The organism is Chryseobacterium limigenitum (genome assembly GCF_900114875.1).
Lineage (GTDB): Bacteria > Bacteroidota > Bacteroidia > Flavobacteriales > Weeksellaceae > Chryseobacterium > Chryseobacterium limigenitum.
On the sequence record NZ_FPKW01000001.1, the window covers coordinates 509,851 to 533,756 of the forward strand.

Annotated in this window: 16 protein-coding genes; 3 read left to right on the forward strand and 13 right to left on the reverse strand. The window is 33.7% G+C overall.

Annotated elements, in window-relative coordinates; translation table 11 throughout:
* Positions 1 to 169 precede the first annotated feature (169 nt).
* Together BT156_RS02440 and BT156_RS02445 are read left to right on the forward strand one after the other, a co-directional pair.
* Positions 170 to 988 carry a T9SS type A sorting domain-containing protein gene (locus BT156_RS02440; protein ID WP_170857262.1) on the forward strand — a complete coding sequence of 273 codons (819 nt, stop codon included), beginning with the start codon at positions 170 to 172 and terminating at the stop codon, positions 986 to 988.
* A 306-nt stretch (positions 989 to 1,294) separates the two neighbouring features.
* Positions 1,295 to 2,017, forward strand: coding sequence for a hypothetical protein (locus tag BT156_RS02445; protein WP_072406836.1), 723 nt, complete (start codon positions 1,295 to 1,297; stop codon positions 2,015 to 2,017).
* A 364-nt stretch (positions 2,018 to 2,381) separates the two neighbouring features.
* On the opposite strand, the gene BT156_RS02450 is transcribed toward BT156_RS02445, so the two are convergent.
* From BT156_RS02450 to BT156_RS02510, 13 genes are all read right to left on the reverse strand, one after another.
* The gene (locus BT156_RS02450; RefSeq protein ID WP_139255392.1) at positions 2,382 to 3,872 is read right to left on the reverse strand and encodes a hypothetical protein; all 1,491 of its coding nucleotides are present in this window, start codon (positions 3,870 to 3,872) and stop codon (positions 2,382 to 2,384) included.
* 130 nt (positions 3,873 to 4,002) lie between these two features.
* Positions 4,003 to 5,298 (reverse strand): cryptochrome/photolyase family protein, encoded by a 1,296-nt coding sequence (locus BT156_RS02455; protein ID WP_072406840.1) that lies wholly within the window; start codon positions 5,296 to 5,298, stop codon positions 4,003 to 4,005.
* The gene (locus BT156_RS02460; protein WP_072406842.1) at positions 5,291 to 5,980 is read right to left on the reverse strand and encodes a lycopene cyclase domain-containing protein; all 690 of its coding nucleotides are present in this window, start codon (positions 5,978 to 5,980) and stop codon (positions 5,291 to 5,293) included. Before BT156_RS02460 ends, BT156_RS02455 begins: the two co-directional genes overlap by 8 nt.
* A gap of 168 nt (positions 5,981 to 6,148) precedes the next feature.
* Positions 6,149 to 6,604, reverse strand: coding sequence for a sterol desaturase family protein (locus BT156_RS02465; RefSeq protein ID WP_083582267.1), 456 nt, complete (start codon positions 6,602 to 6,604; stop codon positions 6,149 to 6,151).
* Positions 6,605 to 6,822: 218 nt separating this feature from the next.
* Positions 6,823 to 7,287, reverse strand: coding sequence for an SRPBCC family protein (locus tag BT156_RS02470; RefSeq protein WP_072406846.1), 465 nt, complete (start codon positions 7,285 to 7,287; stop codon positions 6,823 to 6,825).
* Positions 7,288 to 7,296: 9 nt separating this feature from the next.
* Complete coding sequence (locus tag BT156_RS02475) at positions 7,297 to 8,133, reverse strand: phytoene/squalene synthase family protein (protein ID WP_072406848.1); 837 nt, start codon at positions 8,131 to 8,133, stop codon at positions 7,297 to 7,299.
* Positions 8,134 to 8,135: 2 nt separating this feature from the next.
* Complete coding sequence (locus tag BT156_RS02480; RefSeq protein ID WP_072406850.1) at positions 8,136 to 9,608, reverse strand: phytoene desaturase family protein; 1,473 nt, start codon at positions 9,606 to 9,608, stop codon at positions 8,136 to 8,138.
* Positions 9,609 to 9,610: 2 nt separating this feature from the next.
* A complete protein-coding gene (locus BT156_RS02485; RefSeq protein ID WP_072406852.1) occupies positions 9,611 to 10,285 on the reverse strand; it encodes a MarR family winged helix-turn-helix transcriptional regulator in 675 nt (224 codons plus the stop codon).
* Positions 10,286 to 10,918: 633 nt separating this feature from the next.
* Entirely contained in the window at positions 10,919 to 11,572 is a 654-nt protein-coding gene (locus tag BT156_RS02490) for a response regulator transcription factor (protein ID WP_072406854.1), read from the reverse strand.
* Complete coding sequence (locus BT156_RS02495; RefSeq protein ID WP_072406856.1) at positions 11,556 to 13,289, reverse strand: sensor histidine kinase; 1,734 nt, start codon at positions 13,287 to 13,289, stop codon at positions 11,556 to 11,558. The genes BT156_RS02490 and BT156_RS02495 overlap by 17 nt, the downstream gene beginning before the upstream one ends.
* 211 nt (positions 13,290 to 13,500) lie before the next feature.
* The gene (locus tag BT156_RS02500; RefSeq protein WP_072406858.1) at positions 13,501 to 13,818 is read right to left on the reverse strand and encodes a hypothetical protein; all 318 of its coding nucleotides are present in this window, start codon (positions 13,816 to 13,818) and stop codon (positions 13,501 to 13,503) included.
* 84 nt (positions 13,819 to 13,902) lie between these two features.
* Positions 13,903 to 15,042 carry a lysophospholipid acyltransferase family protein gene (locus tag BT156_RS02505; protein WP_072406860.1) on the reverse strand — a complete coding sequence of 380 codons (1,140 nt, stop codon included), beginning with the start codon at positions 15,040 to 15,042 and terminating at the stop codon, positions 13,903 to 13,905.
* 116 nt (positions 15,043 to 15,158) lie between these two features.
* The gene (locus BT156_RS02510; RefSeq protein WP_083582268.1) at positions 15,159 to 16,184 is read right to left on the reverse strand and encodes a glycine betaine ABC transporter substrate-binding protein; all 1,026 of its coding nucleotides are present in this window, start codon (positions 16,182 to 16,184) and stop codon (positions 15,159 to 15,161) included.
* Positions 16,185 to 16,913: 729 nt separating this feature from the next.
* On the opposite strand from BT156_RS02510, the gene BT156_RS02515 reads away from it, so the two are divergent.
* Positions 16,914 to 23,903 carry a type I polyketide synthase gene (locus BT156_RS02515; RefSeq protein WP_072406862.1) on the forward strand — a complete coding sequence of 2,330 codons (6,990 nt, stop codon included), beginning with the start codon at positions 16,914 to 16,916 and terminating at the stop codon, positions 23,901 to 23,903.
* Positions 23,904 to 23,906: the final 3 nt, after the last annotated feature.

A 23,906-nucleotide genomic window follows, 5' to 3' on the forward strand; every position in this document is an offset into this window, starting at 1 on the left:
TTTTATTAAAGAATAGATATAGACAAAATAATTTCATTCTTAGTTAGTATTTCAAACTATAAAACGATGCCCTCATTAGATCTTTCAATGATCCCGATTCAATTTATTATAAATGAGGGCTTTTTTTATAGGATAACAGAAAAAATTCAATAATTAAAATTTAAAAATGATGAAAAAAAATATATTGCTTGCTTTGGTTCTATTAATGATGAGCAAAGCCTATTCTCAAATTGTGTACGCACCGATCACTCCAAATGTTGATATCAATCTTTCTCCAACAGGCGGCAGTGCTGCTGATCTTTTCCCGATCGATTTCAATAATGATGGAGCTGTAGATTTTAATTTCAGATGGGATGTCTTCAGCCCCGGAGCCTATTTTATGCATATTACAAGTGGTAACGCAGGAGCTTATAATTCGCAGAATCAAGCCATAGGTACGGGTTCTAATAATTCATTCGGCGTTCCCTATGCGATGCCCCTGAATGCAAATACAAATATATCTTCCTCATCTACAGGATGGATTACCGAACAACGAGGTCCACTTATAGGAGATGGGCAAAGTGCTAACTTCTTAGGATTAGGAGACCGATATATTGGTGTCAGATTCAGAATTAGTGGGCAGTATCATTACGGTTGGGTATTGGTATCATTTATTACCAATAAACTGATAATAAAATCATATGCTTATCAAAGCTCTCCCGATATGGCAATTTTAGCAGGAGATACCGGTGGTTCTCTGGGAGTTGGAGATTATAATTTGGGTGAGAGCATAAAATTATATCCCAATCCTACTTCAGATTATATAAAAATAGAAGGTATTAAAGGAGGTATCACATACAAAATCTATAACATAGAAGGAAGAGTTGTAGAAACAGGAGCTACTGATTCTAACAATGAGATTAATGTTTTGCAACTCATTGCAGGTTCCTATACCCTATCTATTGAAGGAAAAAAACAGAATTATATTATAAAATTTATTAAGAAATAATAATTTCATTTCAGTTAGTGTTTTTCAAACTATAAAATTATGCCCTCATTAGATTTTTCATTATTGTGATTTGGTTTTCTTAATAATGAGGGCTTTTTTTATAGGATTTATTAAAGCTGCTAATTATTTTAAATTTTTAGTCTTCACTTAATAGGTGAGGACTTTTTTTATATACTGAACTTATGTAAACATTTTTATTTTAACTGATATAAACAGCTTTACTATTTTATCTTTTAAAAAAAATCTCATTCCCTTGCTATACTGAAATATTTTTTATATTTGTAAAAACATAAAATACAAATGATTATGGCATCAACTAATGAAACCGGACATAACAAAAATGTCGCAAACTTCAATGCAGTATATCACATTCTGGAAGAAATGGGACCACTATACAACCCTACCAATACTAAACTGCAATTATCAAACTTAGCAGATTTTCGTAATAGGCTGCAGGCTTCTGTTACAGAACTCAACAACAAACAGCCTGTCTACAAAAATGCAGTGGCATCCAGAGAAACCGCCATTGCACCACTCGGCAAATTGATGACAAAAGCACTTAATTATGCCAAATCGCTGGATATCTCTTCCACAGATAAAGAGAATATTGCAAAGCAGGCAAAAAAAATCCGTGGAGATCAGAAACCTAAAGCTTTAAATCCTGAAACAAAAGAAACGGAAGGCATCTCAACTTCACAAATGAGTTACGACAGCCGTCTTGCCAATCTTGATGCATTTACCCATCAATTGGCTTCTTTGTACCAATACGCTCCTAACGAACCGGAAATAAGCATCAAACAGCTGCAAACTATGCATGCAGAACTTACAGAGCTGAGTAATACTGTAAATGTTGCAGGCAATGCATTGATAACAGCCCGTAAAAACAGAAATCAGATCTTGTATAAAGACCAGACCAATATAATACAGTTAGTAAGAGATATAAAAGCTTATCTGAAATCTCTTGGTGATACCGCAAAACCTTATTATTCTGCAATAGTAAAATTAAAATTTAAAGAAGCATATATATAATACCTATGGAAAGTTCCTTATCAGACATAAGAAATTTCTAATAACGAGTTGCAAACTTCAAATAATACACGGGAAACTTCTGATAACGAATAGGAAAATTAAAATAACGTATAAAAAATTCCTAATAAGAAATGAGTAACTCCTAATAACGTATAGGAAACTTCTAATAATAAACAGGAAATTTCAAATAAAGAACAGTCAAAATAAAAAAAACAACCTTTGCTTTATAAGTAAAGGTTGTTTTAGTATAATTTATTTCCACAAAGTTTGTCATCCCCGTAAGGATCTACATATAGTATTAGAAAATAGTAGGTAAAGATTCTTACCCGTATCATTGCACGATGACAAACTTTATAGATATTTGCTAATTAATATATGACATCATCATATAAAGATCATCCTGATTTCTAAGATTCATTTTCTTAATGATCCTGTATCGCCTGCTTTCAACAGATCTAATACTCGCGTTAGAATATATTGAGATTTCCTTGATCTCAAAATTCATTTTTATAAGCGTACAAAAATTAAGATCAGAAACATTCAGTTCAGGATACTCCTTTTGGAGAGCTTGATAAAAATTAGGATAAACCTTACGAAACTCAATATAAAATGAATTAATATCTTCTTTAGCAAGATTAACTAATCTCTTTGTAACGTCCAGATTATCCTCCTGTACAAGAACTTCATGATCATTTTCAGGATTTCTCTTAAAATTCTTATACCATAATAAAAAAGCTGCAACCCCTAAGACTAATACCGAAGCTATAACAGCTGACATTATTTTGCCTAACCCGCTTTCTGGCTCTTCTTTTTCAGAAATCTTTACGTTAATTTCATTAATCAGATCAATATTATCTGTTTTTTTCTTTATCTGCGTAATGCTATCAGAAAGATGTTTAAACTTCCATGAGTATATTGTTGCATTTTCAAAATCTTTTGACTCACCATAAGAGGCAGAAATCATAGGATATACCTCATACAGATTATAGATACTTTTATTTTCTTTTGAGAGTGCAATAGCCTGTGAAAAATAAGAAATAGCCTCTTTGTAATTATGGTCAATATTTTCTATTGCCCCTTTAATGATAAAATTCTGTATGATAGAGTAATTATTCGGGTAAACAGCAAGGAGTTTATCAAGCTCTTGAGTATATTGTCTGGCTTCATTTGTATTTTCCGACAGAGCAACAGACCAGGCTAAGGATTCAAGACTATAAATGACGGTTATTTTCTTATATTTATTAGAATCATTAAGTTCCAACGCTGTAGAATATGCCTTCTTCTTTAATGTTATTACAGATTTCAAATCACCACTTAACCCTTGCTCATCAACCATCAGATCTGTTTGTGCCAGATCAATAAAAATATCGTTGATTTTTTTATTTTCTTTAGAAGAATTCAGTTCATTATACTCTTCACATTTCGCTAAAATTTGTTGAGCCTTATTTACATAATCGAGTCTTAAAAGAGAGCTTTGATACATGAGCAATAATCTACAAAGCATGTCATAATCTTTCTGAGATTTTGCAAGACCTACTCCTTCATTAATTCTTTTAAGAGACAACGCAAAGTCTCCTTCAAAGTAATATATTTTAGCTTCTTCAAAAATAGCATAGGTCTGCCCCTTTATAAATTTGGCTTCTTTGGATGAGTAATATAGATCAGAGGTAAGATCTAAAAGTCTCTTCTTATCAATATTTTCTTTACTGTAAGTTTCATCAATTACTTTAATTAAATGATCAATTTCAGGAGTAGATTTCTGAGCATGTAATGTACTACAGATGATTATAAAGAAAATAAAAATTAGTAGGAAAGCTTTATTTTTTAAAATAGAAACCAACATTTGTATAGTCATAGATACAAATATACAATGTAATTTTGATTCAAATTATATTCTAATACTACAAATAATACAAAAAAAATACATTAAAATCTGAAAATACTTTCAGATTTTAATGTATCATTTATTTTATTCACGCGCATAATCATTCTACAATCAACCCTTCTTTATAGGTTTTCAAAGCCCTTTCTCTAGCCAGCTTGTGATCTACAATAGGCCTGTTTAGCAAAGCGTCCTGAGGAAGCCATTTTTTGATATATTTGAGATCTTTATCAAATTTTTTAGTCTGTTCTTCCGGGTTGAAGATTCTGAAATACGGAGCAGCATCGCAACCGCAACCTGCTGCCCACTGCCAGTTTCCATTGTTGGCAGAAAGATCATAATCTAACAGTTTTTCTGCAAAATACGCCTCGCCCCATCTCCAATCGATCAATAAATGTTTGGTCAGAAAGCTGGCGACAACCATTCTTACTCGATTATGCATAAAACCGGTCTCATTCAACTGTCGCATTCCTGCGTCTACAATCGGATATCCTGTATTGCCTTCGCACCACGCTTTGAATTCATCTCCATTATTTCGCCATTGGATATTTTCATATTTCTTTTTAAAACATTGAGTCACAACATGCGGGAAATGAAATAAGATCTGCATGAAAAATTCTCTCCATATCAACTCGTTCAGCCAGGTTTCATTATGTTTTTGAGCAAACTTCACACATTTTCTCACAGAAATGGTTCCGAATCTCAATGCAATTCCCAAATGAGTTGTATGATCCAACGCCGGAAAATCACGGTTTTTATCATAGGTATCTATAATTTTTGAATCTAAAGAAGGTTGTGAAAATTCAAAGCCTGTCTTTTCAAATCCTATTTCTTTTAGGCTTACAATATTTTTATGATCTTTTAGTGGAAGAAAATTGTTAAAATTGATCTCAAAATTTTCAATCTTAATTGTGTTGATATTTTCTTTCCATTTTTTGGAATACGGAGTAAAAACGGTGTAAGGAGTCTGATCACTTTTAAGAATATCATTTTCTTCAAAAATAACCTGATCTTTATAATGCGAAAACTTTACATCTTTTTTAGCTAGAAAATCAGCTATTTCTTGATCTCTTTTGATGGCTTGCGGCTCGTAATCACGGTTACAGAAAACGGTATCAATATCAAATTCTTTCGTTAGTTCTTCAAAGACCTCAAAAGGTTTTCCGTAAAACGTTTTTAAGCCGGTTCCATGTTCTTTTAACTCCTGATTGATCTCCTCTAATGCCTGATGAATATAGTCTACCCTTTTATCATTTTTATCACTGAGTTGGTCTAAAATTTCACGGCCAAAAATAAAAATAGGAAGGACTTTTACACCCGATTGCAAAGCCTCATGTAAACCACAGTTGTCTTCCAACCTCAGATCTCGTCTGAACCAGAATATATTAATTTTATTCATCTTCTTTTTTAAATTTTTTGAATAAAAACAGATTCCATAATATCATTTCATAGCCATACACCGTATCTTCCAATGGAATGGTCAACATTCTTATTCCCATAAAGTTCTGAGGATTATAATTCACGATTGGAGATTCCAAACCGGTTCCTGTTAGAATTCCGTTTACTGCTAAAAAACCGGGCATTAAAATCAAATAGATGAAAGATGCTTTGCCTATCCATCGTGCTTTTAATACAAAATATAGCACAAACATGCTCACTGCCGTTGTAAGAAATGTCATGAATGTATAGATCTTATCATGAAAATAAGCTGCTATAATTAAAGCTAAAACGATACTGATAATAACGAATATTTTCTCGGGAAGAGGTTGCCAATTGAGGTTAAAAAATTTATCTAAACAGAAATAGGTAAATACACATGAGAAAGGAATGCAAATAAAGAATAATATTTCTTCAATCGGAAGATTTAAAATCCTGATTCCCAAAAGGTAATGATCATTAAACCACCACACGCCTATTTTCGTAAACCACGCGTCCCAAACTATAAAAACCAAAGCCACCAAAAAGGAAGCAGAGAAAAAAGCTCTGAAATGCCTGTTGAATTTTATTTTATGATGAAAAGAAAAAATAAAACAGATAAACACCGTAAAAAAATTGATTAACAGGTAGGTATAGTGATGCATTTTTTAACTTATTTATTGAATTCTGTTTTATACTAATAATTTTTAACGCAAAGCCCGCAAAGTTTTTTTGACAACTAGTCGTTTTTAAGGTTCGCAAAGGCGTTCTACTCGGCTAAGGTCACAAAGTTTTATCAATGAATTTTGATGAGATGAAATTATAGATTATCATCATTTATTTCTATTAAAATACATTTTAAAATATTTAATCGGCACCCATAAAAATCCAAAACACTCACCTCTTTCCTTTCCTGTATGCTTATGGTGTTGCTTGTGCGCGCGTCTGATCGACAATAAATATGGGTTTTTCGTATCTCTTAAAAATTTTATTCTTTGATGAATGAAAATATCATGAACAAAAAAATAAGCCATCCCGTACAAAGCAATTCCGACAGCAATATAAAAATAGATGTTGTAATTATTGACCGTTCCGTAATACATCAAAGCGATGGTTGGAAGGGCAAAAATCAGGAAAAAGTAATCGTTTTTTTCTACATGTCCTTCATTACTGTGGTCGTGATGATCCCTGTGAAGCGACCATAAAAAACCATGCATGATGTATTTATGGATCAGCCACGTCATGCCTTCCATGATGAAAAATGTACTTATGACAATTAAAAAATTCATGATTTTTATTTATTTAATTTTTTATTTTAACCACAAAAGCTACAAAAGATGATAACACTTAAGATTTATTAAGTTAATCCGTAAACTGCAAAATAAGAACACTTAAGTTTTATGAAAATCTTTGATTTTCTTCTTATGTGGACTTTTTTTAACTAAAGTGTTCTAAAGTGTCAAAAAGCTTTTGTCTCTTTTGACTCCGTCGAATCTTCGATTTGTGGTTAGATTTTACTATTAAACATTTTGTCTAAAACTTTATTTCGGTAGCTGAAAATATGTTCCAACTTATCTTTCACAAAAAGTTTGTGAGCAATTTCGCCTAAAAATCCCATTGGAAGTTCGTAGTCAACGGTATCTTTCATTAAAACTCCTTTATCATTAGGAATAAATTCATGAAAATGATTCCATAATTTATAAGGTCCTTTTTGCTGATAATCGGTAAAACTTTTTTGAAAATCAACCTGTTTGATCTCTGTAGTCCAGTTCATCTTAATGCCCAACAACGGCGAAACATGGTAATCAATGATCATTCCTTCATAAATTTCGTCATCATCAGTTTTAGTCAAAACAACAAATTTCATGTCTTTCGGAGTGATCTTAGACAGATTATTGGCCGAAGAGAAAAATTTCCATGCGGTTGCTATATCACAATTCAATTGCTGCTCTTTATAAAGTCTGTGTACCATTGTAATTTTTTATAAAAATGAAGTTTTATACTGTAAATAACTGCTCATCATTAAAGAAATCTTTTTACTGTTTGAGATTCTTATCCTTTGATTAATGATCTTATGAGCCGAAGTTCTTTTGATCTTTCTGAAAAGTGAAATATAATAACGATACGCCAAATACACTCCAAATCTTGATGAATTGGGAAGCTTTTTAATTCCAATCAAGGCTTCATTAAACTCTTTTTCGATATCTTTTTCAATATCAGCTTTAATTTTATTATCGAACAAGGTAATATCTACATCCGGAAAATAACTTCGTCCCAGAATCTGATAATCATCTTTCATATCTCTTAAAAAATTAACCTTCTGAAAAGCTGAACCTAATTTCATGGCAAAAGGCTTAAGTCTTTCAAATTCAGAAACATTCCCTTCTACAAATATCTGAAGACACATCAAGCCAACCACTTCTGCAGAGCCTAAAATATATTGTTTATAAAGATCTGAATTATAATCTACTTTCTGAAGATCCATCTGCATACTATCCAAAAACTGATTAATCAGGTTCTGATCAATATCAAAACGATGAACCGTGTCCTGAAACGACTGTAAAATAGGGTTTAATGAAATTCCATCCTCCAAAGCCTGAACGGTTTCTTCCCTGAATTTTTTAAGTAGTTTTTCTTTATCATACCCATGAAAACTGTCTACAATTTCATCAGCCAGACGTACATATCCATAGATCGCATAAATCGGATTCCTGATTGTTGGAGACAATGCCAAAATACCCAAAGAAAAGCTCGTGCTGTACTGTTTGGTTGTTTCTTTACTTACCCGATAAGAAAGTTCATCAAATAATTTTTTCATAATTAATTCGTTTTGGTGGCTTCGATAGCTGCAATTTTTCCTGAAATGATCGACGGCGGAACTCCGGGTCCCGGAACGGTAAGCTGTCCGGTGTAAAAAAGATTTTTCACTTTTTTGTTTCTGAGTGACGGTTTCAAAACTGCGGTTTGCGACAATGTGTTGGCAAGTCCGTAAGCATTCCCTTCATAAGCATTATAATCTTCTTTAAAATCTTTAATGCAATAGCTTTTTTTATAATCGATTTTTGATAGTAAATTTGAATCTCCTGTATGTTTTTCTAATCTTACGATCATTTCAAGAAAATATTTTTCTCTTTCCAATTCAGAATCTTCTATTCCGGTAGCAACAGGCATGAGAAGAAATACATTTTCGCAATTTTCAGGTGCTACATCCGGATCTGTTTTTGATGGGCAGCAAGCGTAAAATAATGGTTTTGTAGGCCATTTTTTATCTTCATAAATTTCTGTGGTGTGAAGGTCCAAATCATTTTCAAAAAACAATGTATGATGTTTAAGATTTGAAATTTTTTCTTTAAAACCTAAATAATAAATCAAACAGGAAGGTGCAAAAGTGAGCTTTTCCCAATACGATTCTTTATAGTTTCTGAATTCTTCAGATAACAATTTACTTTCCGTATGGTGATAATCTGAGGAAGCGATAATTGTATCAAAATCGATTTCCTTTCCATTAACTAACAGAGAAGAAACTTTACTATTTTTAACAATAATTTGTTCTACATTGGAATTAAAATGAAATTTCACTCCTTGACTTTCTGCAACACTTTTCATCGCATCTATCACTTTTGAAAAACCACCCATCGGATACCAGGTTCCCAATTTATATCCTCCATAATTCATTAAACTGTATAGTGCAGGAATATCTTTTGGTGCTGCTCCAAGAAAAATTACGGGAAATTCCATTAAAGTAATCAACTTTGGATCGTTGAAATATTTTCTTACAAATTTTTTAAAATTAGTCAAAAGATCAAGCTTCAATGCACTTTTTGCAATTTTTGGAGAAACAAATTCAAACCATGAATGACAGGGCTTATTTACAAACTCCTTCATTCCTACTTCGTATTTGTATCGGGCATCTTCCATGAATTCATCCAGCTCTTTACCGGAGCCTTTTTCTGTTTTTTCAAACAAATCCCGCATTTCGATGTAGCTGTGAGGGATATTCATTTTACTGTCGGAGAATACTATTTCAAATTGAGGGTCGAGCGGGACAAGCTTAAAGAAATCAGACGTTTTTTTACCGAAATCTTCAAAAAATGATTCTATAATATCAGGCATCCAATACCAGCTTGGCCCCATATCAAATGTATAGCCATTATCTGTAACAAATTTTCTGGCTCTGCCACCCGCTGCACTATTCTTCTCAAAGACATGAATTTCATGACCTTCTTTTGCAGAATATGCTGCTGCCGACAATCCCGAAAATCCAGAACCAATGATGGCTATTTTCTTTCTCATTCTTAATTTTTCTCAAATGAATACTCCTGATAAACGGTGCTTATCAAATCTTTACTTTCTATATTTCGGTTAAAAATTGGATAATGAAATTTATCTAATTTGTTCAGAATACGAATCAATTCCATCTTTTCAGAATAATTAAGATTTCCTGAGACAATATGTGTTGCGCTACGGATCTTTTTCATTTGAATTTCCAGCGCTTCAATTCCCTTATCTGTAATTTTTATAAGTTTCGTTCTTTTGTCATCACTTGAATCCGTCTGATTCACCCAATTTTGTTTAATTAATCTATTAATGATCAACATTCCCACAGGCTTATCATGAATATTTTTTTTGATGAGTTCCATTTTGGTCATTTCACCAAACGCTTTAAGGTTGATCAGATAAATAAAATCTTCCTGCGTTGCAAAATCAGAGCCCGAAATAGCTGATTTAGAATAGGTCTTTGCATATCTGTTAAGATGTACCAGTAAAGTACTGATCGCACTTTCAGGACTTCTTCCGCTTTCTTTGCCTTCCCAATAAGGAGCATCAGCTTCATCATTATTTGTCATAGATTCTTTGTTATAGATCCAAGATTTAAATCCATCAACATCAGAAGAATACTGAGAATTTTTATTTTCAGACTCAAACTGCTCCAGTAATCCTACGACATCTTTGACAAGTGAAAAATTCATAATAATAAATTTAGAATACAAATATACTAAAATTAATCAATTGTAATATATTTATAAACTAAATTCAATGATGTCATTTTAAAAATTTTAGAATTACATATTCATTAGTTCTTCAGCCTTAAAACAAAAAATCCCTTCTAATCATATGACTAACAGGGATTTTTTTAAAATTAACTCCACGAAAAAAGGAGACTCTCGCCTCCTTTTTTTTCTTGTATACTAACCTTAGATGACCATCTCACTTCTTTATATAATCTTTGTGTTTTTTTAATAAATCAGTTTTCAAGAAGGTGGTTAAAGGTTATCATATACCCTATTTAATTTCATCACTTGTTCGATAATTTAATCTCATCACTTGTGCTCGAATATAATTCAAGTTTATTATTTGTGTCAAAATTATTTGTGTTTAAAAAATTTACTTTTTTGAAAGTTTGAATTAAAATTAAAAAGCCAATAACCCTTTTCAATTAATAATCCTTGTTTTCGTTTAGTAAATTTCTCTGGTACAAAGTAACAACAATGGAGAATAAATTTATCTATAAAACACATCGATATATATCGATAAACTTCTAGATATTTATCGATAAAAATAGCTTTAGCAGTAAAGAAAGTGAAGAATGGAGTCTTGAAATCTTATATTTTGTGATGAGTCTTGATGATATCAATAAGCTCAACAAGATTTTCTATTTTCAGTTTATCAAATATATTTTTTTTGATCGTGCTTACTGTATTCTGCTTTATATCAAGATTATTGGCTATTTCCAGGTTGCCAAATCCATCTGCATACATTTCAGCAATCTGTAATTCTCTTTTCGTTAAATGATGAAGAGGATTCATAGAATTCGGATCATTGGCAAATTTCACCAACAAGTTTTGTGAAACTGCAGAAATATATTCACCTTTATTAACAATACTTAGAAGAGCCTGTCTTACCTCCTCTTCTTCGCTTAATTTGCTCAGAAAACCGTTGGCTCCTGCATTGATGAATTTAAGGGCATGAAGTTCTTCTTCAAGACCGGAAAAGATCAGAATTTTAATATCCGGTTTTGCATTTTTGATATCCGGTAAAATATGAATACTGTTTCCGCTGGGGAAATGAGCGTCAATAATGGCTATTTCTACTTCTTTTGAGATCACTTCTTCCACCACTTTCTGTAGAGAGGAAGTCTGATGAATGGTAGCATTTGGAAAAATTTCGTTGATAGTAAGTGCCATTCCATGTCGCACGATGCTGTGATCGTCTGCTAAAAGGAACGTAATTTCTTTATTTTCAATTGGTATTTCCATTGTTGCCGATATTTAAATTGATCCTGAATGTTACTTTTGTGCCTTCACCTAATTTGCTTGAGACAGATATTTCACCATTAAAAAGTTCTATAATTTCCTTGCATAAATTCAACCCAAGTCCTGCACCAAGATTATCGATTTCGCTAGAAACCATACCTTGATAATAAGGTTCAAAAATATTTTTAAGATCAGATTCTGATATTCCTGCGCCGGTGTCTCCTACTGTTGTCAACAGTGAAATCCTATTTTTTTCTATGACTTCGGTTGACATGTTAAGATCAATCTGTCCGTTTTCTGTAAACTTGTTGGCATTTCCCAGAATATTCATGAAAATCTGGTTGATCTTTATATTATCTGAATATACGACCGTTCCCGCAGGTATCCCATCATTTACCACAAACTTATTATTTCTGGTTTCCAGGTAAGGCGTGATAGCTGTTACAATAGAATTAATTTCCTCTTTAAGATTAAAAACATTCTTTACCAATCTCTGATCTGCATTCTGATTTTTTGTGTATTCTAAAATCTGATTAGACTGTATCAACAATGTACTGTTGGTAAATTTTATGGACTTAAGATACTCTTTTATCGTCTCATCTTTTGTCGTTCTGTTGATTTTATCAATGAAAATATTGATGATTTTTAACGGAGATCTTAATTCATGGCTCAACATTCCTAAGATTCTGTTTTTGAAATTAAGGTTATTTTTAATTTCCTTATTTGCAGCATTTAATTTCCACTCGTAGATAAATGCGACTCTTGTGAAGTACATGATCAAAATTGAAACAATGAACATCAGAATCATTAGTCCAAGCACCAAATAAGTTCGGATCTCATTATTAATCAACTTCTGTTTGTTGTATTCTTTTTCCAGATCTGATTTGAATTCTTTGATTGCATTTCCATAAATATCTATCAGCCCGTTACTGTAAATCAATAATTTATTAAAACCACCATAAAAATTTCTGCTATCATGCTGATCCTTAACTGTTGACAGTTGGATCTTCTTAATTTCAGTTGTATAATGTTTTTCCATAGATTTTATGGTATTATTCATTTCTGATTTTAAGCTAGACAGATCCGCCGCTTTTTTATTCTTTAAAGTAATAACTGTGCTTTCTTTTTGGACATCAACTTTACCCGCGATTGCATCTCGCAAGCGTCCTACAAAACCTTTTTTCTTTATTGTATCAGAATAAGTATGTGTCTCAATATCAATATCATCAAAATTATTTTTGACTTTAAATTTTTCAATATTATACTGCTTATCTTCAATCTTTGGGGGCGGATTTTGGGCATATTCGTATACAGAATCAATTAATGTTTTTAGCTTCGTAATTTTCAGCGTATCCTTCTTCTGTAAATTAAATTTACTTTTCAGTTTTGGAGCTATGCTTTCATTTTCATTAATCTTATTGAAATTATTTTTAAGCTTTGTAAGAGATTCAAAGTATAATTTTAAGTCTTTATCATCCTCGCTGATCATATATCGTTGAAGATGGTTCTGAGCGTTCATGAAGTCTTTTCTTGAATTATCGGTTATCCCTTCCAATTCACGGCTCTCCTTCAATTGATTCTCGATAAATTTCAGTTTTTTCTCATTGATAAATTCATTGTAAAAAAATACAGCGATAATGACCTGTATTAATAAAATACACAGGATCAATGAGTAATGAACAATCTTCCTCAACTTGAAATTTAAGAATTTATATTTCATATCTATTTATCAGCTAAATTAATTTTCCCGACTACTTAAGTATGTGATGTTGATGTAAAGCGAATAATAATTTTCCTCAAAAACATAGTAATTGATGTATATCATTCAATTCGCAAAGTTAAAGTAATTTTTGTGTTTTTATAATAGTAAATATCAGACAAATGCAGAGAATTTCATATTAATTTATATCAAAAATAGTTATATAATGTGTTTATTGATGTCGATTTCCTTTTTGATAGTAGGTAATGTTTTTATTCTGACTGATTTTAGAAATATTTTCTACATTTTCCACATAGTGATGAGTTGAGGAATGATTTTCCGGCTCAGATCCTAACTTGTTAACACGCAGACGTTTCACGTTTCTATAAAATTGATTATCAAATGTTCTGTAAGTTTGACTTTCTTTATAGCTATTTCCATCTGACGCAGTGAATATTTTTAAGCTTTCCCTTCTTTTTCTTTTAAGATTAATAAAAACCAACGTTTCTGTTACCATTAATCCTAATGCTATTTTTACTTTATTATTCACATCAACTATTTGCTTTGAATAAACAAATAGCCTGCCATTAAAAGTGAATAATTTACGTCAAGACCTTACGAATACAACATTTTTTTACATCGAAAGGTTTTTCTGATGTTTAATTTTATTGATCACAGGATTGGCATACATGGCCAGAAAACTCTTTTTCATAGCCGCATCAGAAATATCGATACGCATTTCCATTCTTCGCTCAAACAGCATTTTTTCATTCTCTGAATAATTTTCCGAATATTGATTGGTTTCATGAAGCAAATCATAAGCAATAAAATTAGTTGGCCAAAGCTTATAATTCTGAATAATAGAATCGTCAATAATCTGCGAAATCGCCTGCAGCTGTTTATTTTTGTTGTCTATTTTCGATACAATATCATCAAATTCAGTCTCAAGAACGTCACCAGCGTGTATATGAATGCGTTTTTTTTGTCCCAATACTCCACTCAGCATTGTTTTAAAGTCTTCATCAGGGTTTTTAATATATTCCTCATTTCTTGATTTTGCCATCAAATGTGGCATTTTAAGAACATCCGTAGGATCATATTCGTATGAGATAGATAACGGAATAATTTTAAGTGTTTTGAAGAAATCGGTTAATGATTCACTTCCTGCCATAGCAAGCATTTTCAATACACCTTGCTGAGTAGCATCGTTTCCATCTTTGGTACGGCCTTCACGCTGTGCGATCCAGACAGAGCGGTTTTCTTTGGCTAATAAATCGTAAATATATTCGGACATTATCTTAGAACTGCTCAATTGCTCACGAAGAGGAAGACCTCTCTGAACCAAAAAGTTACGGTTCAGTTTTGCGAGTACATGGAGAAATGTTTTCTGAACAAGATTATCTCCAATAGCAGAAGAAGTCATGATCAATCCACGATCTAACAGCACTAAATTAAGGAGACACGTATCCAAAACAATATCTCTGTGGTTGGATATGAATAAATAGGATACATTTTTATCCAAATGATCAAATCCAGAGGTCGTTAAGCCCTCAGAACTCTGTTTAAGAATCTGACGCACCGTCTGCGATATATACTGATGCTGAAAATCACTGATGGAATGAATATTTTTAAACGGTTCAAACCAAAATTTTTCATCATTATCAGGGAAAGTAAAACTCATTAACGCCTTCATCATTGGGTGCCTTGCAATACTTAGCAGAGCATCATTCACTTCATGGTCATAAAAAGGCCTTATATCATCAAACTTCGTCATATCATTATTAAAATTACGTTTTGCAAAAGAACAAAAAATTATTGACTACATCTGATGATGTATATCATAATTATCTTTTTATAGATATTCAGTGCATAAAAAAAAGAAACACTTCATTATTTTTGATTTAAATAATTCTTTAGATCCGATATACTTTTAACATTCAACCCTTTAGACTGTTTCCTGCGCATCATTAATGCATAAGAATTATTAAAACCAAGCGGTTTCAGCCACTGGATTCCGTATTGTTTTTGAAATTCTGAGTTCACATAACGATATGTTTCATCAGCACTCTGACTCACTTTTTTAATGGTCTGCTCGGTAGGTTTTAATAATACTAAAAGTCCGGTTCCTGTATATTCAGTATAAAAATCGATGGCATCGTTCATCAAGGCAGCGAAACAGATCTCAGTCCCTCCCAATCCTGTTTTTGTTTCTACTTTATAATGGGTATTGCCTTCAATCAGTATTTTATACATTTCCGTGAGAATATATTGTTCACCGAAAATCTTTGACCCAATCCGGACCGTTCCTGAATTTCCCTTTCTCGAAATTTTATATAAATTGTTTTTAATTAAAAAATCTTTGGCAATTTTTTCAGGTGTCTGATGAAGATAATCGGATTTGTAATTTAAATCTGTCATAATTGAATCATTAAATTTACCTGACAATAAATTCAATATTTTCTCCAATTCAGGAAACTTTTCTAATGTTTTGGTTTTAATGATCGGGGCAGCGAAATAAGGCGGAAATATTTTTTTATCATCATTCGGAACATACAAATCAAAAGCTTTGATTCTACCATCAGTAGAATATCCGCTGATCAGATCTAAATCCTTCTCATAGACAGCTTTGTACATGACCGCATCACTTACTACGACAGGATTTACATTCAATCCATATACGGAACGTAAACCGAGATCACCGTCTTGCCTTCCCATAAATTCCAGGGTAAAACCGGCTTTAAGCTTATTTTCCGAAACAGAAGTCAGAAAATAAATGGCTCCGATAATAATCAAAATCGCTGGAACAATATATTTTAACTTTTGAAATAATCGATACCCCGATTTTTGTAAAACAGCAATCGCCTGATCCAACAAAACAGCCAATAATACTGCGGGAATTGCGCCCGCCAAAATCATTTTATTAATTGAATTTTAATTAAATGATAATAATTCTGTATCATCCTTTTACTTTAAAATTTGGAATTATAACTTTTTGACTCATAAAAGATAACAATTTTGTATAAATTTTTGCAATATATTAACTCTTACTTATTGGTAGATTATATTTATGTAATATAAAAGAACAAATCTCCATTTAATGAAATATTTTATTATTTTATTTATATATTTGTTCAACATTACATAATTATAAACGATTATAATTATATAATTATACTGATTGTACCCGCTTTTTCTTGAGAATAAAAACATAAATAACTGATTTTAACAGTATTTAGACAATTTAAAATTCTTATTTAAGAATTAATATCAAATTATCTATTTTATTAAAAATAAATCAGGAGTTGAATTTTTTATTCAGTCGTAAAAGACAAACGCTTTTAATATTCAAAGTATATGCGTCTTGTCATGAAACATATTGTTAACATTCAATAAACATCAACGAAATGAAAAATTTTGGATTAATTTCTTTTATAAAGCCTGAAAACAATCTCATATGTAATAACCTCTTGGTTAATAGCAATTTTAACATTTTCTGTATTAAAAAATCATTGTTAAATTAACATAATATTTAAAAATATAATAATCAGACACTTTACTTTAGTACAGTAAAATTTGTTTTTAAAAGACTGCAATTTTTAACGTTTTGTTATGTAAACTCTGTTACCATTTCAATATATCAACACAATGAAAAACTTAACCATTTTTGGACTAACGCCTTTTGAAAAGCCGGATGCTACCCTTGTGCTTGCAATACATCAGGCAGGCGCATTTCCCATACTAAGCTTAGGGCACGAATTAACGACCGCACAGCAAGCGCTGAATCAGCTTGAACAGGCAGATATACCATCTTTTGGTATTTGCTTCTCTAATAATAAACTTACATCGCTTCAACTTTCAGAGAAGGTAAAATTTGTGATCCTTCCGTTTGGAACTACGGTGAATTCGATTTCGGATTTATCTATTATTTACCAGGTAACCAGTTTGAAGGAAGCCAGAGAAGCCGAAAAATCAGGAGCGAAAGGAATCATCATAAAAGGAAACGAAGCAGGCGGACTTGTCGGCTACGAATCAACTTTTATCTTATTTCAACGTATCATCAAAGAAATTAAATCCATTCCTGTTTGGGTACAAGGAGGAATCGGACTTCATACTGCGGCGGCGGCAAAAGCATTGGGGGCAACAGGCGTTGTACTGGATAGCCAACTCGCTCTGTTCCCGGAAAGTTCTGTTCCAAAAGACACGAAAGATCTCTGTTCAAAACTCAATGGAACAGAAACTAAAATCATAGCCAATCATCGCGTATTGGTGAGACCCAACTCGCCTGCATTACCGGAAAATATAGCCGCTGAAGATCTTAAAAAATATTTCACAGATCTTGATATTACTAAGAGCTACATCCCAATGGGACAGGATATTTCCTTGGCAACAGACCTTTACGAAGACTTCAAAAATCTAAAGAAAATGGTTTTCGGATTTAAAGAAGCGATGTATGGTCATTTAAGACAGGCAAAAGCTCTTCAGGTCATTGATCAGGACAATATTTTAGCTAAAGAATTAGGTTTAAAATATCCAATTGCTCAAGGTCCAATGACTCGTGTGAGTGATGTTCCGGCATTCGCCAATGCAGTTGCAGAAGCAGGAGCTTTACCATTCGTCGCTTTATCTCTATTAAAAGGTAATGCAGCAAAATCTTTGGTATTTGATACTAAAAATTTAGCTGGAGAAAAAACCTGGGGTGTGGGAATTTTAGGATTTGCCCCTCAAGAATTAAGAGAAGAACAAACATCCTATATATTAGAAGCTAAACCTCCCGTTGTATTGATTGCCGGAGGAAGACCAGCCCAGGCAAAAGTTTTTGAAAAAGCTGGAATTAAAACCTTTTTACACGTTCCTTCTCCTGCCCTTTTAGATATTTTCTTAAAAGAAGGAGCTACGAATTTCATATTTGAAGGACGCGAATGTGGTGGTCACGTTGGCCCACTTTCAAGTACTGTTCTTTGGGAAAAACAAATCGAACGTATTTTAAAAGAAGATCATCCTGAAAACATCAGTGTATTTTTTGCTGGTGGAATTCATAATGATTTTTCAACCGCTTTTATTTCGATCATGGCTGCTCCATTAGCTGCAAGAGGTGTGAAAGTGGGTGTATTAATCGGGACAGCCTACCTTTACACAAAGGAAGCAGTCTCTTGTTGTGCGATTCAGGAAGAATTCCAGGTACAGGCTTTACAGGCAGAAGAAACAGTTTTATTGGAAACCGCTCCAGGACACGAAACGAGATGTTTAGACACTGCATTTGCTCAACATTTTAATAATGAAAAAGCAAAACTGATCGCAGCAGGAACAGATAAAAAAGAAGTTTGGGAACAACTGGAAAAATTAAACGTAGGCCGTTTAAGAATTGCAGCAAAAGGCGTAGAACGACAAGGCGATCAACTGGTTACTATCCCAAAAGAAGAACAACTGGATCTTGGAATGTACATGATCGGACAGGTTGCTACGATGCATGATAAAGTAATTTCTTTGGATGAACTGCACGAAAATGTAAGTATTAATAATCAAAAATATATTCAGGAAGCTGAATTATCAGAAGCTCCAATATCCGTAGAAAAGCCATTAGACATCGCCATTATCGGTATGGAATGTATTTTCCCTGATGCAAAGAATTTAGAAGAATACTGGCGTAATATTATTTTAGGAAAAGACAGTGTAACAGAAGTTCCGGACGAAAGATGGAATAAAGAACTGTACTATCATCCGGATTCCAACGAATCAGATGTATCTCACTCAAAATGGGGCGGATTTATTCCAAAAATTGATTTTGATCCTTTAGAATTTGGAATTCCACCACAATCTTTAGCTGCTATTGAACCAACACAACTGCTGACTTTATTGGTTGCAAAACGCGCCATGGAAAATGCAGGTTATGATGAAAAACATACGAACAGAGAAAATATTTCGGTCATTATAGGTGCCGAAGGTGGTAATGATTTAGCAAACAGCTACAGTTTCAGAGGATTTTATAAACAGGTTTTCGGTGAACTTCATGAAGAAGTCAAAGAAGCTTTTCCTCACACCACAGAAGATTCTTTCCCCGGAATTTTAGCGAATGTTATTGCTGGAAGAATTACGAACCGTTTAGATCTTGGTGGAAGAAATTATACGGTAGATGCCGCATGTGCTTCTTCTTTAGCAGCGCTTGAACTGGCTTGTCAGGAATTGATCTTAAATAAATCAGACATGGTTCTTGCCGGCGGAGCAGATTTACACAACGGCATCAATGATTATTTAATGTTTTCAAGCACTCATGCCCTTTCCAGAAAAGGAAGATGTGCAACTTTTGACAGCGAAGCAGACGGAATCGCTTTGGGCGAAGGGGTTGCTATTTTAGTATTAAAAAGATATGACGATGCCGTACGTGATGGCGACCGTATTTACTCTGTTATTAAAGGTGTTGGCGGTTCGAGTGACGGTAAAGCTTTAGGTCTAACTGCTCCAAGAAAAATCGGGCAGGTTCGTGCGCTGGAAAGAGCATACACTCAAGCCGGAATCAGTCCTGCATCGGTTGGATTGGTTGAAGCTCACGGTACAGGAACTGTTGTTGGAGATAAAACAGAATTAAGTGCATTAACGAATTTATTCAGCCGTTCTGGAGCTTTGCCGGGACAGACGCATTTAGGTTCAGTTAAAACTCAGATCGGACACACAAAATGTGCGGCTGGATTAGCAGGATTAATTAAAGCTTCATTAGCCGTATATCACGGCGTAAAACCTCCTACCCTTCATCTTCAGAAACCTAACGCTTATTATAATGCTCAAACAAGTCCTTTTGCTTTTTATGCAGAAAGCGGATTGTGGAGTGATAAAAACCGTTATGCAGGAATCAGCGCGTTTGGATTTGGAGGAACCAATTTCCATACGGTTATTGCCAATCATCCTAAGCAAGACGATTCTGCGGTATTGCAATCTTGGCCTTCGGAATTATTTGTATTCCGTGGAGACACTTATGAGGAAGCTAAAATTCAATTAAATCAGATTAAATCTTTACTTGAAGTCAATGACAGTATTGCCTTAAAAGATATTGCTTACAGTTTAGCAACTAGTTCAGAAAAGCAGGTTCAGTTGAGCATTGTTGCCGATACTACTGAACATTTAATGATGAACATCGAATTGGCTTTATCCGGAATTGAAAGCAAGGACACATTCACTGTTAATAAAAAAGAAGGAAAAGTAGCATTCCTATTCCCAGGACAAGGCAGCCAGCGTATCAATATGGCTCGCGATTTATTTGTTGCTTTCCCGGAAATGAGAAAGCTGATCGATTCTTATCCTGAATTAGAAAAAGTTATTTTCCCTTCAAAAACATTTGATGAAGCGACTTTAACACAGCAAAAAGAAACGATAAAAGATACCCGTTTAGCACAACCATTATTAGGAATTGTAGATCTTGCCTTAGCTAAACTCCTACAATCTATCGGAATTGTTCCGGATATGTTGGCAGGTCACAGTTATGGTGAACTACCGGCATTATGTTTTGCAGGCGTTTTTGAAGAAGAAAAATTGGTTGATTTAAGTATCAAAAGAGCTCAATCCATTTTAGATTCTGTAGAAGGCGGGGATCCGGGAACGATGATTGCGGTAAGTTCGACAAGAGAAAACTTACAGCCTATTTTAGATACAGTTGAAGGTTGCTATCCCGTAAATTATAACGCTCCGACGCAATGCGTGGTCGCAGGAACCACAGACGCCATCAACAAATTGATGGAAATCCTTAAACAGGAACGTATTTCTGCTAAAAAATTAGAAGTTGCCTGTGCATTCCACAGTCCTTTATTGGCTAAATCTAAAGATTTCTACGAAACCGTTCTTCAAGATATTCCTTTCGAAGAAATGCAGATTCCGGTTTGGTCGAATACAACAGCAACAACTTATCCAACGGCAGTTTCAGAGATAAAAGAAAGGCTAACGGATCACTTAATACAACCCGTAAGATTTGTAGAAGAACTTCAGGCGATGTACGAAGATGGCGCAAGAATTTTCATCGAAGTCGGTCCCGGAAAAGTATTGGCAGGATTAGCCAAATCGTGTCTAGATAAAGAGCATCTAACGCTATCCGTAGAAGATACTAATGGTAATAAATTGACTTACCTCCTTTCTATGCTTGCTCAATATCTAGGAACAGGTCGTAATTTTAATATTGCTAAACTTTTCGATGGCCGTAATGTTCAATTAATACAAATTGATCAACCAGAATTATACAAGAAAAATCCTGCTATCTGGCGTGTAAACGGACAGGCAGCTCACCCAACGACTGGTACAATGCCTGCCAATGGTGCATTACCAATCATAAATCCACTTCAAATGAACAATTTTACGAATAACCAACCTCCCGTGATTGAAACTCAGTCTAATACTGAACGTATGCTTCAGGAATATTTAGACAGCATGAAAATGATGATCCAGGCACAACGAGATGTGATGCTTACTTTCCTTGGACAGAATCCTCAGGTAAGCCCTGCTCCTGTTTATGTTTCATCAGTTCCGACTCACTCAAACGGTCATGCACCAATCATCTCTGCTCCAAATAATGACGGTGCCGAAAAAATGGTTATCATACCTGTAAAAGAAGCTCCTACAAAGAATATTAAAACATTATTGCTTCAAGTTGTAAGTGATAAAACAGGCTATCCTCACGAAATGCTGGGCATGGAAATGGATTTGGAAGCGGATTTAAGTATCGATTCCATTAAAAGAGTTGAAATTATTGGAACACTGAAATCTGAACTAGGTTCTTTTTCTTCAAACAATGCCAATGAAGACACCATTATGGAGCAATTGGCTTCAATAAAAACTTTAAATGGTTTGGTTTCTTGGTTAACAGAATATTCCGGAGCTTCAAACACTTCAGAAAAAGCTGTCGTTACAGAAACTCCAACTTCAACTCCTCAAAATCAGACCGGATTTTCTCTTCAAGAACTCCAAACAGCAATTCTGGATATTGTAAGCGATAAAACAGGATATCCGAAAGAAATGTTAGGCTTAGATCTAGATTTGGAAGCTGATTTAAGCATCGATTCCATCAAACGTATGGAAATCATCGGTGAACTTAAAACCAAAATCGGTTTTGGGGAAGATCTAGAACAGGCGGATGATCTAATGGAAAAATTAGCCGCTATCAAAACATTGAACGGATTAGCTTCATGGATCAATGAGATGAGTGGAAATAACACTCCTGAACCTATTCAGAATTTATTATCCCGTCTTCGATTTGATTTAACGCCAACTGATGTTTCTTTAATCGAAAATAGCGAAATCCTGCAAGGAAAACGTTTTGCGATCACTCAAGACAACAGCAACCAAACCTTAGCCATCAAAAATGCCCTTGAAAAGCATGGAGCAATCGCTGAGTTGGTGGATGCTGACAAAGACCTTACCAATTTTGACGGATTAATTATTCTTGACTTATTTTCATCTCCCGTAAAGCAAAATATTATTGATCATGTTGATTTAATTAAAAGATTAGACCTTGATAAGGCTCAATGGATTTATTTAATTTCAGATATTCCCGCACACGTTCAGGAACTGACGGATACGACTCTCTTGCGTCATTACAAAGGACATCCGGGACTTTTCAAAAGTTTAGCAAGAGAATTTGAAAATACGAATTGCAGATTGATCAGTTTAAATTCTCCTCAGCAAGTAGATCAAATTGCTGATATTATTTTAAAAGAAATACTGACAACCGATAAACCGTCTGAAGTTATTTACAAAAATGATCAAAGACATAAAGTGGATATCATTCCATCACCATTATCAACAGGACTGAGTGAGGCACAAATTCAATTAGATAAAGATTCTGTGGTTTTGGTTCTTGGAGGCGCGCAGGGAATTACTTCCGAACTAGCAAAACACATGTCACAGGCTTATCCTTGTACTTATATTTTGGTGGGAAGATCTGCAGATCCGAGAAATCAGGCAATACATAAAGAATTAGAAGTCATGAAAACCAAAGAAGAAATAAGAGCTTATCTTATCAAATCCGGAACATTTACTTCACCTTCTGAAATCGAAAAAGAAACAATAAAAGTTTTCAAAAACAATCAAATCCTGCGCACAATCCGTGATATGGAGCAAATGGGAAATACGATTATTTATCAATCATTAGATCTTTGCGATGAAAATGGTTTATCTGAATTAATCAACAGTATTTATGAAAAATACAACCGCTTAGACGGGGTAATTCATGGGGCAGGTCTTTTGGAAGATAAATTATTCAAACAAAAAACAACAAGCTCATTCGGAAGAGTTTTCGATACTAAAGTAAAACCGCTTCGTGTATTGGCAGAAAAACTGCGCACGGATTGTCAGTTTGTAGTACTATTCTCAAGCATCGCTTCGGTTTACGGAAATAAAGGTCAGACCGATTACGCTGCAGCAAACTCTGTGTTGGATGATTACGCAAATGCTTTAAACAAAAAACTAAAAGGAAAAGTAATTTCCATCAACTGGGGTCCCTGGAAAGGTGCCGGAATGGTTTCATCAACCCTGGAAACAGAATATGAAAGAAGAGGCATTTCTTTAATTCCATTGGAACAAGGCAAGGAAATTTTCCTGAATGAAATAAAATACGGAACTGAAAGTCAGGTATTAATCATGTCCGGAAGTAACTGGTAAACG

What these genes read in the sequence shown, in the direction of transcription:
- BT156_RS02465 (WP_083582267.1), bottom strand. Translation starts at nt 6,604, where the DNA reads ATGAATTTTTTAATTGTCATAAGTACATTTTTCATCATGGAAGGCATG.
- BT156_RS02475 (WP_072406848.1), bottom strand. Translation starts at nt 8,133, where the DNA reads ATGAAAAAATTATTTGATGAACTTTCTTATCGGGTAAGTAAAGAAACA.
- BT156_RS02515 (WP_072406862.1), top strand. Translation starts at nt 16,914, where the DNA reads ATGAAAAACTTAACCATTTTTGGACTAACGCCTTTTGAAAAGCCGGAT.
- BT156_RS02495 (WP_072406856.1), bottom strand. Translation starts at nt 13,289, where the DNA reads ATGAAATATAAATTCTTAAATTTCAAGTTGAGGAAGATTGTTCATTAC.
- BT156_RS02455 (WP_072406840.1), bottom strand. Translation starts at nt 5,298, where the DNA reads ATGAATAAAATTAATATATTCTGGTTCAGACGAGATCTGAGGTTGGAA.
- BT156_RS02445 (WP_072406836.1), top strand. Translation starts at nt 1,295, where the DNA reads ATGGCATCAACTAATGAAACCGGACATAACAAAAATGTCGCAAACTTC.
- BT156_RS02450 (WP_139255392.1), bottom strand. Translation starts at nt 3,872, where the DNA reads ATGACTATACAAATGTTGGTTTCTATTTTAAAAAATAAAGCTTTCCTA.
- BT156_RS02460 (WP_072406842.1), bottom strand. Translation starts at nt 5,980, where the DNA reads ATGCATCACTATACCTACCTGTTAATCAATTTTTTTACGGTGTTTATC.
- BT156_RS02470 (WP_072406846.1), bottom strand. Translation starts at nt 7,287, where the DNA reads ATGGTACACAGACTTTATAAAGAGCAGCAATTGAATTGTGATATAGCA.
- BT156_RS02480 (WP_072406850.1), bottom strand. Translation starts at nt 9,608, where the DNA reads ATGAGAAAGAAAATAGCCATCATTGGTTCTGGATTTTCGGGATTGTCG.
- BT156_RS02440 (WP_170857262.1), top strand. Translation starts at nt 170, where the DNA reads ATGAAAAAAAATATATTGCTTGCTTTGGTTCTATTAATGATGAGCAAA.
- BT156_RS02490 (WP_072406854.1), bottom strand. Translation starts at nt 11,572, where the DNA reads ATGGAAATACCAATTGAAAATAAAGAAATTACGTTCCTTTTAGCAGAC.
- BT156_RS02485 (WP_072406852.1), bottom strand. Translation starts at nt 10,285, where the DNA reads ATGAATTTTTCACTTGTCAAAGATGTCGTAGGATTACTGGAGCAGTTT.
- BT156_RS02505 (WP_072406860.1), bottom strand. Translation starts at nt 15,042, where the DNA reads ATGACGAAGTTTGATGATATAAGGCCTTTTTATGACCATGAAGTGAAT.
- BT156_RS02510 (WP_083582268.1), bottom strand. Translation starts at nt 16,184, where the DNA reads ATGATTTTGGCGGGCGCAATTCCCGCAGTATTATTGGCTGTTTTGTTG.